Origin of the sequence: Phenylobacterium sp., assembly GCF_036963605.1 — a bacterium.
GTDB lineage: Bacteria > Pseudomonadota > Alphaproteobacteria > Caulobacterales > Caulobacteraceae > Phenylobacterium.
The window spans coordinates 38,261-51,606 of record NZ_JBALUY010000001.1 but is presented as its reverse complement, the minus strand read 5'-3'; the positions used below and the strand labels follow the sequence as shown (position 1 = coordinate 51,606).

Here is a 13,346-nt window from a genome sequence, read left to right as displayed (position 1 = left end):
TCCTCGGCGAAGGCGCGGCTCAGCGCTGGGCGCTCATCCGCCGACCGGCGCGCACCTCGTCGCTCCCCGCCGGCAGGGAGATCAGGTCTCCGTCGCGGCCGACCTGCAGCCGGCCGGAGAACTGGCGTCGGGCCTCCCCCAGGAACGGACCCTCCAGGGCGCGGATGGGCACGGGCGGCACGATGTGGTTGAGCAGCAGGAGCTTCACGCCGGCCCGCTGCGCCAGCTGAGCGGCCTGTTCGGGCGTGGTGTGATAGTCGGTGATGTCCCCGAAGATCTGGGCGAGGTTGGTCCGCCCCGCCGCCTCGGCCGCCGCGCGCTGGCGGCTCACCAGATCGATGGACAGGGCCTCGTGCACCAGCAGGTCGGCGCCCCTGGCCTGGGCTTCGACCACGGCCGACGGCGTGGTGTCCCCGCTCAGCACCGCGCTGCGGCCCTTGTAGTCGAAACGGTAGCCGACCGCCGGGTCGATGGGATCGTGGTCGACCCGGAAGGCGGTGATCTTGAGATCGGGCTCGTCGAGGATGATCAGGCTGACCTGCCCCTCGGGAATCGCGAAGGGACGCGCCGTCGCGCCATAGCCGGTCGGCGGCGTGACCACGGCCCCGTGGTGGGCGATCCGGTAGCCTCGGTCGAGGCTGTAGGCCTGGGCGAACCCGGCCAGCACGGTCTCGACGCCCGGCGGGCCATAGACCGGGGTGGGCGCCGCCGCCGAGCTGGCCGCCCAGCGCTGCATCAGAAGCTCCCCCAATCCGTCCATATGGTCAGAATGGAAGTGGGTGAGCAGGATGGCCTCCACCCGCGCCGGCGGCAGGTTCATCATGGTCAGATTGCGGCTGGCGCCCGAGCCGGCGTCGACGACGAACAGGCGTCGGCCGGCGATCACCGCCGTGCAGGGTCCGGCCCGCGTGGCGTCGGGCATGGGCGAGCCTGCGCCGCACAGGGCCACATGGAGACCGTCGGGCAGGTCGGCGAGGGGATCGGCGGCCAGGTTGCGGGCCATCACGCGGTCCATCGCCGCCAGGGCCAGGGGACCTCGGAAGAGCCAGGGTCCGCCGCCCGCCACCAGGAGAAGAACGACGACGACCAGGCCGATCCTCAAGGGCCATTTCATGAGGCGTGCTCCAAGCTGGGGCTTCGCAGGACCGTGCGGAAGCCGATATGGGCCGCGCCGCCATCATGGGGGCCCGGCGCCCGGGCGGCGGGGCGATAGCGGAAGCAGAAGTTGTCGGCGCAGAGAAAGGAGCCGCCCTTGATCACGTGCTTGGGCTGGCCAGGCTCGTCCGGGTCCCGCGACATGGCCCGCGGCGGGCCGCCCTGGGCCATCACCTTGGCCGGGGCGAGGCCCGGGCGGTACCAGTCCGACGTCCACTCCCAGACATTGCCGGTGATGTCATAGAGGCCATGCCCATTGGCCTCGAAGCAGCCGACGGGCGCAGCCTGGGCCTTGTGGCCGTCGGCGCCGGAATCGACCACCGGGAACACGCCCTGCCAGGTGTTGGCCTTGGGATCGTCACTGGACGCCGGATCGTCCCCCCAGGCGTAGCGGGCGCCCTCCAGCCCGCCCCGGGCGGCATATTCCCACTCGGCTTCGGTGGGCAGGTCGCGACCCAGCCAGTGGGCATAGGCCATGGCGTCTTCCCAGGCCACGTGGACCACGGGCCAGGCGTCCTTGCCGTCGATCGTGCTGCCCGGTCCCTCGGGATGACGCCAGTCGGCGCCGGGAACGATCCGCCACCAGGCGGCGGGGTCGCCGCCGGCGGCGCCTGCGCCGACGAAGACCAGGGAAGCCGGCTGGCGCTGGGCGGCCGTCAGAGCCGGATAGGTCGCGGGGTCCAGGGGACGTTCAGCCAGGGTCACATGGCCGGTGGCCGCCACGAAGCGGGCGAAGGCGGCGTTTGTCACCTCCGTGCGGTCGATCCAGAAGTCGCCCACCTGCACCTGTCTCGGCGGCCCCTCCTCGGAATGTTCGGGTGAGGCCCCCATGGCGAAGGTCCCGCCGTCCAGCCGCAGCATGCCTGCCGTCGGGGCCTGGGGGTCCGGGAGCTCCAGGCTGGCCAGGCAGGCCTGGTGCGGGGCGGGGTTCGAACCTGCGCAGCCTGTCAGGCCCCCCAGGCCTGCGACCAGGGCGCCGAGACGAATCCCCCCAAGGACATGCTTTGCGCGACGCCTCATAATGTCCCCTACCCCTCGCCGACATGCTGACCTGCGGGAGATGAGGAAACTATTGGCACATATAATGCTGATTTCAAGGGCGCTGCGGATGCGCCTGCGAGGCGCGGCCTTGCGCAGAAGCGCCTCCGCCCAGCCCCTGGCGTGCGAAGCGCTGGCGCCGCGGCCCGCCGCGCTCTAATCAGCGATCATGACCGGGTCCAAGTCTCCAGCCGTCAGCACGCCGCGCGCCATGTTGGATGTCGCCGCCGCGCCCTCACCGGCGAAGGACGCCGACGGCCGGCGACGGCGCTCCCAGGACAGCCGCGCCCGGATCGTCCAGGCGATGCTGGAGCTGGTCCATGCCGGAGAGACCTCGCCGCCGGCCGAACTGGTGGCCGACCGGGCCAAGGTCGGCCTGCGCACGGTGTTCCGGCATTTCAACGACATGGACAGCCTGTATCGCGAGATGTCGGCGGTGATCGGCGCGGAGCTGCAGGACGTCATCGCCCAGCCCTTCAAGGCCGGGGATTGGCGCGGCCGGGTTCTGGAACTGGTCCAGCGCCGGGCGAGCGCCTATGAGCGGATCGCCCCCTTCCGCCGGGCCGCCGACGTCCACCGCCTGCGCTCACAGGTGCTGGAGGCCGACCATGCCCGCTTCGCCGCCCTCGCCCGGGACATTCTGCGGCGGGAGCTGCCGGCCGAGGCGGCCCGCGACAAGGCCCGCTTCGAGGCCCTCGACATGCTGCTGAGCTTCGAGGCCTGGGCCCGGCTGCGCCGCGACCAGGGCCTGTCGGCCAAACGCACGGTGGAGGCCCTCGAGCTGGCCGTCGCCGCCCTGATCGCCGGCTTCGACGCGCCTTGAGGCGCTAGCCCTCGCCTAGTCCGTCGCCGCGGCGTGGACCGCGTCGAGGAAGGCCGAGCGGGCCGCCGACAGATCCGGTCCCGTGGCCCGGGGCCAGGCGGAGTTGATGACGATCACCAGGCCGTCGTCGCGATAGGTGGTGATCGACTGGCCGAAGATGCCCGAGGCCTGATAGGCGCCGCTCTCGTTCATCCACCAGAAATAGCCGTAGCCGGCCGCGCCATTGTCGATCTGGCGTGAGGTCGCTTGGCTCACCCAGCCGGCCGGCAGCACCGCCTGGTCGCCGGCCATGCCGCCCTCCAGCATGAACTGCCCGACGCGGCCATAGTCGCGCAGCGTCATGGAGATGCAGCAGCCGCCCCGCTCCTGGCCGGAGGTGTCCACCATCCAGATGGCGTCGCGCTCCATGCCATAGGGCTTCCAGATCTTGGCCGAGGCGTAGTCCGACAGGCTCATGCCGACAGCGTTGGCCACCAGGATGCCCACCAGGTCGGTCTCGCCGGTATTGTAGTTGAACGTCGTCCCCGGCGCGTTTTCCCGCGGCAGCTTGCGCATATAGCCGACGATGGGGTTGAGGCCGGCCTCGACCGGGGCTGCGCCCGCCTGGGCCACGTCGGAATTGGGGTCGGTATAGTCCTCGTTCCACTTCACGCCCGAACTCATCATCAGGAGCTGGCGCACGGTGACCCCGTCATAGCCCGAGCCCGCCAGTTCGGGGATGTAGTCGGTGACCGGGGCGTTCAGGCCGGCGATCTTGCCGTCCTGGATCGCGGCGCCCACCAGGGTCGAGGTCAGCGACTTGGCCACCGAGAACGAGGTCCAGCGGTCGGCCGGCTGGCGGCCCATCCCATAGCGCTCCAGCAGGATGTCGCCGTCCTTGAGCACCAGCACGCCCGAGACGTTGAAGGCCTCCATATAGGAGGCGACGGTCCAGGCCTTGCCGTCGTGGGTGAAGGTGGGATCGATCTGGCGCGGCGCCATGACCAGGGGGCGGACCTGCTCGCCGCGGGCGATGGTGTTGACCTTGTAGAAGTCCTCGATGGTCCGGTAGCCGAGGCTCTGCTGCTCCGGCGACCAGGCCAGGATGCTGGGGGTGTCGGGCTTCAGCGCATCCTGTGCGCACGCGCCGCCGCCCGCGCTCAAGGCCAGCGCCGCGGCCAGGCCGATGATCGTCTTCATGTTGGTTTCCCGCCCTATACTTGTTTTGCCGCCAAGCTAGGGCGCCACGCCGATCCTGGCGAGGGGCGGGGCCGAAGTGCTATGTCAGGGCCCGACCAGGGCCGCCGCCCACGCCGGCGGCGCCGAACATCAAGGGGGATACGCCATGGGCCACAAACGCCTGGGCCGCAGCGCCATCGTCGTTTCGGACATCTGCATGGGCACCATGACCTTCGGCGGCCAGGCCGACGAGGCCATGGCCCACCGCATTCTCGACAAGTCCTTCGAGGCCGGGATCAACTTCTATGACACGGCCGAGAACTATCCGGTGCCCCCCAGCCCCGAATGGGCCGGCCGCACCGAGGAGATTTTCGGCCGCTGGCTGAAGACCAAGGACCGCGACGCCGTCATCGTCGCCACCAAGGTCTGCGGCCCGAGCCATGGCTGGATCAAGGGCTCCATGCGGGCCGGCATGACCGCGCTGGACCGCCACAACATCACCCGCGCCATCGAGGGCAGCCTGATCCGCATGGATGTGGACTATGTGGACCTCTACCAGACCCACTGGCCCGACCATGGCGTCGGCTATGAGGAGACCCTGCGCACCCTCGACGACCTGGTCCAGGCCGGCAAGGTGCGCGTCATCGGCTGCTCCAACGAAACCAGCTGGGGCCTGACCAAGTCGGTCGCGGTCGCCGAGCGCGAGGGCACGGTGCGCTATGAGACCATCCAGAACAATTTCAGCCTGAACAACCGCCGGTTCGAGGACGAGCTGGCCCAGGCCTGCCGCCAGGAAGGCGTCAGCCTGATCCCCTATTCGCCCCTGGCCGGCGGCGTGCTGTCGGGCAAGTACAAGGACGGCGCGAGGCCGCAGGGCGCGCGCTTCTCCAACTATCTGGCCCTGGGCGGCCGCCAGGGCGCCATGGCCCAGCGCTTCGTCAACGACAAGACGATGGCCGCCACCGACCGATTCGCCGCCATCGCGGCTGAGGCCGGCATGTCGCTGGTGACGCTGGCGACGGCCTGGAGCAAGCAGCACGACTTCGTCGCCTCCACCATCGTCGGCGCCACCCACGAAGACCAGCTCCCCGACATCCTGGCCGCCATGGACCTAACCCTCAGCGACGAGGTGATGAAGGCCATCGACAAGGTGTCGAAGGAGATTCTGTACCCGATGGGGTGAGGGGGGCTGAGGTGAGCGCTGATCTGCGACCAGGCCTGCTCGAAGAGCGCGTAGCGGCCCTCTATCGCACCGATGGCGATGGCCGCCTCCTCGGCTCCAACGAATGGGACTGCCGGCCGGCGCCCAGGTTTCACCTGATGCGCACCGCCGCGGGGCCGATCCTTCGGGGCCGCGCGGACCTTCCAGTCGATCTCCTGCAGAGGCTTCAGGCCCTGTCTCTGGAGGAGCCGCCCGATCAGGCCTTCACCCGGCTTCCGGCCCAGTCTGACCAATATCTGGCGGTCTTGGCCGAGCATGCGCCGGTGGAGAAGATATGGGCGGGGCCGGCCTTTGTGCTGCCGCCCGCGCAGACGCCAGGCCTGGACGTCGTCAACATCGATGAAGGGGCCCGCGAACGTCTTGTGGGGCGGTTCAACGACTGGCTCGAAGACGTCGCCCATCGGCGGCCCTTCGTAGCCGTGATCGCCGAGGGCGCCGCAGCGGCCATCTGCGCCAGCGTCCGCATCTCGCCCACGGTCCATTGCGCGGGGGTGGAGACCCATCCCGACTTCCGGCGGCGGGGCTATGCCCTGGCGGCCGTCGCCGGCTGGGCGCAAGCGGTGCGCGCCTGTGGCGCGACGCCCTTCTACAGCACCTCATGGGACAATCTGGCGTCCCAGCGGCTCGCCCAGCGCCTAGGCGGACAGATAGTCGGGGTGGACTTTCACGTCGCTTGAAGCCTGCGCCTCAGCCTCGCGTGAGCGCTGCGCCCCAGATGGCCAGATTGCAGGTGAACTGGCCGGGCTCAGTGGCCTCCAGCTTGATGGAGATTGGCACCATGCAGGGGCCGACATGTTCCGGCGTCACGGTGTATTCTGTTGCCGCGCCATCCATGATCAGAGGTCGGATGATGTGGCCCCGGTTCCTGAGTCACCTTCAGCACGTTGTCAGGTAACGGGCGCCACGAGGCGTGCGCCTAGCGTTCGATTCGAACTATAGTCGCGCTTGATGAGCAAGAAGCCGAAAAAGGTACGCGTTCCTGCGCCTCCTCCGCCAACGCGAAGCCGATGGCAATGGGTCACCAAGCCATGGGCATTGGCGGTCGCCGTAGGGGCAGCACTCGGAGCGGTTCTTCTCAACATCAACCCAATTTTGTCGAATGTCAGGCAGCTGCCGAGCGAGGTGCAGAAGACAAGCGACCAGTTTTCCAGTTGGTACTACCAAGATGCCGCCTGGAGTGGTCGCTGGATCAACGACCCCGAAGGGTATGTCGACGGTGCAGACTTGAATCTCTCGTCCGAAAGGATGGCGATCGACATGAATGTCACCAACGGGATCATCGGCGGCACCATCGCGACGCCACAGATTTGCGACGCCATCCCTTTCTTCGACTTCCTTCTCATTCGTGGAAAGGTCAACGCGACGCGAACCTCTGCCAGGGTGGTCGTCTGGGACATTTTCGAAGGCCACCGTCGGGACGTCGCCGCCGTAGATCTCAAGCTTGACGGCTCGGTCATGACCGTTGTGCCCAAGGACGGGTCTGTCACGCTGTTTCCTGCGAAGGCGAGGATCGCCTTTGATCCGGGCGAGACCCCCTCCGACGCGCCATTCTGCGAAGGGAGGCAGGCGGCCATCGAGCGGACGATGGAAGAGATGCTCAAAGCGCGGCAGACGACAGCGCCCCAACCCTAGCGCCGTGCGACTTCTTCGAAGCACTCTCGAATTTCACTCCGTTCGATACGCGGGCAGTTTGTCGGTGCCAATCGAAACGGGGGAAGGCATGGTCGATCAGATCAGCGTCCGGCACCACGGCACCACGCCGGCCCACCACAAACCGAACCAGCCATGACCATCGAGGCGCTCATCAAGGCCATCCCGCCGCCGGTTGTGGCCTCGGCGCCGTTCGAGGGGCCTTGGGAGCCCTTGGAGCATCAGCTCGGGACCGCCCTGCCGGAGGACTACAAGGCCCTGGTCCGGCGCTATGGGCACGGGACCTTTTTCGACGTCCTGCATATCCACGTGCCCAGAAGCCGGGTCTCGCACGTTCGCTTTGAAACCAGCATCCGGGAGATCTGCGAGCCCCTGCGCGGCGCAGACGAGCTGCCCTACCCCCTTTGGCCGCAGGCCGGCGGGCTGTTGCCCGTGGGACGGTCGGAGTTTGGCGACACCGTCTTCTGGATCGTGGACGGCCCGCCGGCGACCTGGCGCATCTTCCTGTGCGATCGCGATGTCGTGGATATGGAGACCCTGGACTGCGATCTGACCGGCTTCCTCGCAGGCCTCGCCACCCGTCACATCCAGCCCAAGGACTTCCTGCGCCTGACGCCCCAGGACGCCCTGTTCGACCCGTGGCTCAACCTTGGGGCCGCCCAGGCGGAGGCGGCGCAGGACTGGACGCGGTCGGGCGGCTATGGATCGACGAGGCTCCAGTCTCTCACCCTGACGGCGCAGCTCAAGCCGCCGAAGCGGTGAGGACGTCTCAGCTTCCCTGACATCGGACGCTCAGGCAACTTCCAGCCGGCGCAGCCGTTCTACAAGCTGAGCCATTCCCAGGAGCGCCCCATGCCTTCGATCCGGACCCTGTCCGCCGCCACCCTCGCCCTGTCCCTGACCGTGGCGCCCGCAGCGCTGGCGCAAACCAGTTCCCAGGGCTCGACTGAGCAGCAGGAGCGCATCGGCGCCATCCTGGGGGCCCTGTTCGGCGACCGCATCGGCGTCACCACCTCGGTGGAATCGCAATGGGCTATGGGGCAAACCCCGCTCCTGACGCAGCAGAGCCAGTTCAACAGCCGCGTGGACGCCGACATCCGCGCCCGCGCCCTGGACCAGGCCACGGGCCTGCGCCTGAAGCGTGACTACGCCGCCCTGGTCGAGCTTGAGACCCGCTACGGCGCCGACCGGCGCTTCACCGACCAGGAGCGCGCCGAACTTACCCAGCGCTATGGCGCCCTCACCCAGGCCCTGGCCGATGGTCAGTACTCTGATGGCGGCCACAACACGGCGATGGTGGCTGACGGCCGCGCGGCGTTCGACCGCCGGGTGGACGCCGCCGTCGCTGCGCGGCGCCTGCCCCGCACCGAGGGGACCCGCCTGAAGTACGACTATGCGCAGCTGGTGCAGATCGAAGCGGGCTATCTGCGCGATGGCCAGCTCACGACCAACGAGAAGGCCGACCTGGACGCCCGGCTCGACCAGTTGGACGCTCGCGTCGGCGATGTCGGCTATGGCAATGGGACCGTTCAGACGCCGCGCGCGCGCCTCGACAACGTGCTTCGCGCCCTGCCCTATTCCGGATTGTCGGCCAGCGCCCAGACCCAGCTCCGCGTCGAGCATGAGGACCTGAACCGCCTCGCCGCGGCCTATGAGCGGGCAAGCCCGACCGCCGAGGAACGCGCCTATCTGGACCGGCGGATCGGCCAACTGGAAACCACCGCCCGCGTCCGGCGCTAAACCGCAGGGGGCTCGCTGAGCCCCGTAGACGCAACCCGTCCCCTGCCCCTAACCTCGCCGGACAACGGCAGACGTTAGGGGAAATACGTGTTCAATCACATCATGGTCGGGACCAACGATATTGCGCGGTCCAAGGCCTTCTATGACGCCGTCCTGGCGACGCTGGGCGCTGGCCAGCCGATGGAGAACGCCGCGCCCACCGGGCACAAGCGGCTGTTCTACATCCACAACGGATCGGTCTTCTGCGTCAGTGAGCCGATCAATGGTGAGCCTGCCAGCTTCGGCAATGGCGGCACCATCGGCTTCAAGTGCGACAGCCCTGAACAGGTGAAGACCTTCCACGACGTGGCCGTGGCCAACGGTGGGGTTTCCATCGAGGACCCGCCGGGCCTGCGCGAGGGCGGCATGGGGGCGCTGCACCTGTCCTATGTGCGCGATCCCGACGGCAACAAGCTCTGCGCCCTGCACCGGCCGTAAGACTGCGACGCGAGGCGGGTCTCAGCCCGCCTCGCGCAGCACGGCGGCCGGTCTGCGCGACAGGGCCGCGAACGCGGCAAGCGCGCCGCCGACCACGCCCAGGGCCGTCGTCCCGCCGAGAATCCCCACGATCACCGGCCAGTCCACGCTCCAGGTGGCGTTGAACACCCTCGTCACCACCGGCCAGGCGCCGGCTGCGCCCAGGCTTGCGCCGGCCAGGCCTGCGATCAGGCCGACTAGGCCGTACTCCACCAGATAGGCGGTCACGATCTGGCCGCGGGTTCCGCCCAGCACCTTGAGCGTCGCCGCCTCCCGGGCGCGGAAGCGGGCGCCGGCGGCGATGGCGCCGATCAGCACCAGGACGCCCGCCGCGCCGGCCACGGCCGCGGCGCCGCGGATGGCGAGCGCCAGGCGATCGAATAGGGTGGCGGCCTGTTCCAGCTGGTCTCGGACGCTGATCACATTGACGCCCGCGAAGTCGCCGGCGAGGGCCTGCGTGACCGCGGCCTCTTCGGCGCGGCTGGCCATGGCGATGGCCACGTGGCGGGGCCGGGCGCCCTCGATGGCGCCTGAGTTCAGGATGACGGCGAAGTTGGCGCCGAAACCGCCCCAGTCCACCTCGCGCAGCACAGCGATCTGGGCGTCGATCTCGCGGCCCAGGACCTGCAGGGTGATGGTGTCGCCGACCTCAAGGCCCGCGCCCTTGGCCGCGTCGCGCTCGAAGGCCACCAGGGGCGGGCCGGCATAGTCAGGCGCCCACCAGGCGCCGGCGGTGACCTCCGAAACCTCCGGCGGGCCGTCCAGGGCCGACAGGGTCAGGTCCTCGTCAAAGGCCCAGCGTTCGCCCCGGTCGATGGTTTCGATGTCCACCGGCTGGCCCTTCAGGCGGGTGATGCGGCCGGTGATCAGCGGCAAGCGGGCGTAGCGGTCCTCGCCCGGACTGTTCAGGGTCTGCTCGATCACGGCGTCGAAGGCTTCGATCCGGTCGGCGGGGATTTCGGTGAAGACCAGCGAGGGCGCCGTGCGGGGCGCCACCTCGCTCACCTGGGCCAGCAGGCTCGACTGGATCAGCACGATGGCTGAAAGCAGGGCGACGCCGAGGCCGATGGCGGGCGTCGCCGTGCGCGCGGCCGAGCGGGGTCCGGCCAGGTTGGCGAGGCCCAGGCGAACCGCGCCTCGGGCCAGGCGGCGCGCGCGGCCTGCGCCCCAGGCGGCCAGCAGGCCCAGCAGGCTGAGGGCCAGGAAAGCCCCCGCCGCCCCGCCGATCAGCCCCGCCGCGGCCCAGCGGCTAGGGGCCGTGAGGATGGCCAGGCCCGCCAGGCCAAGGGCTGCGGCGACCGCCAGCCCCGTCTCCAGGCCAAGCCTCGGGCGGCCCGACATCTCCTTGCGAAACAGCGACGACGGCGGCGTAGTCCGGGCCCGCGCCAAGGGCCAGAGGGAGAAGGCGCCGGCCGCCAGCACGCCGAAGGCCGCGGCGCGGACCAGGGGCTCCGGATAGACGGCGAACAGGGCCGGGATCGGCAGTTGGTCGGCGGCGAGCGCGCCGATGATCAGCGGCGTCACAGCCCCGATCCCCAGGCCGATGGCGACGCCCAGCAGGGCCAGCGCGCCAATCTGGATCAGATAGATGTCGCGCACCAGCGTCCCCTGCGCGCCCAGCGCCTTCAGCGTGGCGATGGAGGCCTTGCGCCCCTCCAGATAGGCCGAGACCGCCCCGCCGACCCCCAGGCCGCCCGCTACCAGAGAGGCAAGGCCGATGAAGCCCAGGAAGTATTCCAGCTGGTCGATCAGCCGACCGGCGCCGGCCGCGGCCTCCGACCAGTCGCGGGCCTCGAACACGGCGTCGGGAAAGGCCTCTCGCACCTCCTCTATAGCCGCCTCTGGGTCCGCGATAGGCGACAGCAGCACCCGCACCGCCTCGCCGAACAGGCCGCCGCCGCCCAGCAGGCCCGAGGCCTCCACCGTCGTCACGTCGGTCAGCACCCGGGGACCCAGCGCGAAACCGCGGCCGATGCGGTCGGGCTCGGAGATCAGCACCGCGCCGACCCGCAGGCGGGTCTGGCCCACCGTGAAGATGTCTCCCAGCTCCAGGTCCAGGCGGTCGAGCAGAGCCTGCTCCACCGCGGCTCCGGCCACCCCATCCGCCGGCGCCAGGGCTGTGGCCAGGCTGGCTGCGCCCTCCAGCTCGACCACGCCCACCAGGGGATAGGCCTCGCCTACCCCACGCACGTCCACCAGCCGTCGCTGGCCATCGGCCGTCTGCGCCATGGCGTTGGCGCGCACGGAATAGACGCTGGGGCCAAGGTTCGCGAAGGCGGCGCGCTCCTCGTCAGTGAAACGCCGCTGGTCGATGCTGAACACCACGTCGCCGCCGAGGATTTCCCGCGACTGGCTGGCCAGACCCTGGCGGAAGGCCTCGGCCGTGGAGCCCGCCGCAGCGATGGCCGCCACGCCCAGCGCCAGGCAGGCCAGGAAGATGCGGAAGCCCGCGACCCCGCTCCTCAACTCCCGCCCGGCGAACCGCAGGGCGAGCCTCATGCGCCGACCTCATCGGCGGCTGGGACAACCAGGCCATCTGCCATGCGCACGATACGGTCGGTGCGGGCGGCCAGGGCCGCATCGTGGGTGACCAGGACGAGCGCCGCGCCGGCCTGCGCCAGCAGGTCAAACATCAGGTCGGCGACCATGGCGCCGTTGGCCCCGTCCAGATTGCCGGTGGGCTCGTCGGCGAACAGCAGTTCGGGCCGCACGGCGAGCGCGCGGGCCAGGGCCACCCGCTGCTGCTCACCGCCCGACAGCTGGTGCGGATAGTGGGTCAGCCGCGCCGCCAGCCCGACCCGGTCAAGCCAGGCGTCGGCCTCGTCCATCGCGTCGCGTCGCCCGGCCAGCTCCAGGGGGGCGGCGACATTCTCCCGCGCCGTCATGTTGGGCAGCAGGTGGAAGCTCTGGAAGACCAGGCCCACCCGACCGCGGCGCAGGCGGGCGCGGCCATCCTCGTCCAGCCTCCCCAGGTCCTGACCAAACAGGCGCACCGTGCCGCTGGTCGGCCTCTCCAGCCCTGCGGCCACCGAGATCAGCGACGACTTGCCCGAGCCCGACGGGCCGATGATGGCCACCGTCTCGCCAGGCGATACCGTCAGGTCCACCCCGCGCAGGATCTTCACCGGACCGGCCGCAGAAGGCAGGCTGAGCGTCAGGGCCGAGAGGGTGAGCGGCGGCGGCGCAGGCGGGTTTTCGGTCATGGGGCTCCCGATGGCGGGCTTAAGCGTTTCCTGCCCGCCCGGCCGACCTATATGGGGGACCACAGCCATGATCGCACGCCGAACCTTGCTCTCCCGTCGAACCCTCCTGTTGGGCGCCCTGGCCCTTGGCGCCGCCGGCTGCGGGGGCGAGGCCACTCCACCGACCCGCATGGACACGCCCGCCGCCGATCCGCCGCCTCCGCCGGGAGCCGGCGCGGACCTGCCCGTGGTCGCCATCCTGGGGGACTCGATCACCGCCGGCTACGGCCTGCCGGCCCGCGAGGCCCTGCCCGCACAGCTGGAGACAGCCCTGGCGGCGGCCGGAACGCCCGTCCGGGTGCGGGCCGCCGGCGTGTCGGGCGACACCACCGCCGGCGCCCTGGCCCGGCTGGACTTCAGCATCCAGGACGACACCGACCTGTGCGTCGTGGCCGTGGGCGGCAACGACCTGCTGCAGGGGATCGAGCCGGCGCGCATGCGCGCCAATCTGGAGGCCATCATCACCGGGCTGCAGGGCCGCAACATCCCGGTCCTGTTGGCCGGCATGCAGGCGCCCCCCAGCTATGGCGCCTACGCCACCGACTTCACCGCGGTGTTCGAGAGCCTCGCCCAGACCTACGACATCCCGCTCTATCCCTTCCTGCTGGACGGCGTCGCCCTCGACCCCGCCCTGAACCAGGACGACGGCATCCACCCCAATGCGACGGGCGTAAAGATCATCGCCCAGCGCCTCGCCCCCGCGGTCGCGGAGGCGCTGGCGGAGGATTAGGGCGAGGCCTCCGCCCGAGCTGACCCCATCCTCCATTTGTTCTCTTTTTGTTCTTTACGCCGCCTAGGCTTC

13 protein-coding genes are annotated in these 13,346 nt (G+C 69.9%); 8 read left to right on the top strand and 5 right to left on the bottom strand.

Annotated elements, in window-relative coordinates:
* Positions 1-19: 19 nt before the first annotated feature.
* Entirely contained in the window at positions 20-1,114 is a 1,095-nt protein-coding gene (locus V7702_RS00255) for an MBL fold metallo-hydrolase (protein ID WP_335648139.1), read from the bottom strand.
* Complete coding sequence (locus V7702_RS00250; protein ID WP_335648138.1) at positions 1,111-2,175, bottom strand: formylglycine-generating enzyme family protein; 1,065 nt, start codon at positions 2,173-2,175, stop codon at positions 1,111-1,113. The genes V7702_RS00255 and V7702_RS00250 overlap by 4 nt, the downstream gene beginning before the upstream one ends.
* A gap of 229 nt (positions 2,176-2,404) precedes the next feature.
* Between V7702_RS00250 and V7702_RS00245 the strand changes: the two genes are divergently transcribed.
* Positions 2,405-3,016, top strand: a complete 612-nt coding sequence (locus V7702_RS00245) for a TetR/AcrR family transcriptional regulator (RefSeq protein ID WP_335648137.1) — start codon at positions 2,405-2,407, stop codon at positions 3,014-3,016.
* Between the two features lie 15 nt (positions 3,017-3,031).
* Here V7702_RS00245 and V7702_RS00240 read toward each other — a convergent pair whose 3' ends face one another.
* The gene (locus V7702_RS00240; RefSeq protein WP_335648136.1) at positions 3,032-4,195 is read right to left on the bottom strand and encodes a serine hydrolase domain-containing protein; all 1,164 of its coding nucleotides are present in this window, start codon (positions 4,193-4,195) and stop codon (positions 3,032-3,034) included.
* A 145-nt stretch (positions 4,196-4,340) separates the two neighbouring features.
* Here V7702_RS00240 and V7702_RS00235 point away from each other — a divergent pair, with 145 nt between their 5' ends.
* The 6 genes from V7702_RS00235 to V7702_RS00210 all read left to right on the top strand — a co-directional run bounded on the left by V7702_RS00235 (position 4,341) and on the right by V7702_RS00210 (position 9,263).
* Complete coding sequence (locus tag V7702_RS00235) at positions 4,341-5,357, top strand: aldo/keto reductase (RefSeq protein WP_335648135.1); 1,017 nt, start codon at positions 4,341-4,343, stop codon at positions 5,355-5,357.
* A gap of 11 nt (positions 5,358-5,368) precedes the next feature.
* On the top strand, positions 5,369-6,073 hold the full coding sequence (locus tag V7702_RS00230) for a GNAT family N-acetyltransferase (protein WP_335648134.1): 705 nt from the start codon (positions 5,369-5,371) through the stop codon (positions 6,071-6,073).
* 271 nt (positions 6,074-6,344) lie between these two features.
* Positions 6,345-7,028, top strand: a complete 684-nt coding sequence (locus V7702_RS00225; RefSeq protein WP_335648133.1) for a hypothetical protein — start codon at positions 6,345-6,347, stop codon at positions 7,026-7,028.
* 153 nt (positions 7,029-7,181) lie between these two features.
* Positions 7,182-7,808, top strand: coding sequence for an SMI1/KNR4 family protein (locus V7702_RS00220; RefSeq protein WP_335648132.1), 627 nt, complete (start codon positions 7,182-7,184; stop codon positions 7,806-7,808).
* Positions 7,809-7,898: 90 nt separating this feature from the next.
* The gene (locus tag V7702_RS00215; protein WP_335648131.1) at positions 7,899-8,786 is read left to right on the top strand and encodes a hypothetical protein; all 888 of its coding nucleotides are present in this window, start codon (positions 7,899-7,901) and stop codon (positions 8,784-8,786) included.
* A gap of 87 nt (positions 8,787-8,873) precedes the next feature.
* Entirely contained in the window at positions 8,874-9,263 is a 390-nt protein-coding gene (locus V7702_RS00210; RefSeq protein WP_335648130.1) for a VOC family protein, read from the top strand.
* A 21-nt stretch (positions 9,264-9,284) separates the two neighbouring features.
* Here the strand turns inward: V7702_RS00210 and V7702_RS00205 are convergent, their stop codons facing one another.
* Positions 9,285-11,801, bottom strand: coding sequence for an ABC transporter permease (locus V7702_RS00205; protein WP_335648129.1), 2,517 nt, complete (start codon positions 11,799-11,801; stop codon positions 9,285-9,287).
* Positions 11,798-12,505, bottom strand: a complete 708-nt coding sequence (locus V7702_RS00200) for an ABC transporter ATP-binding protein (RefSeq protein WP_335648128.1) — start codon at positions 12,503-12,505, stop codon at positions 11,798-11,800. Before V7702_RS00200 ends, V7702_RS00205 begins: the two co-directional genes overlap by 4 nt.
* 67 nt (positions 12,506-12,572) lie before the next feature.
* Between V7702_RS00200 and V7702_RS00195 the strand changes: the two genes are divergently transcribed.
* Positions 12,573-13,274: an arylesterase gene (locus V7702_RS00195; protein ID WP_335648127.1), complete on the top strand. Its 702-nt coding sequence runs from the start codon at positions 12,573-12,575 to the stop codon at positions 13,272-13,274.
* Positions 13,275-13,346 lie beyond the last annotated feature (72 nt).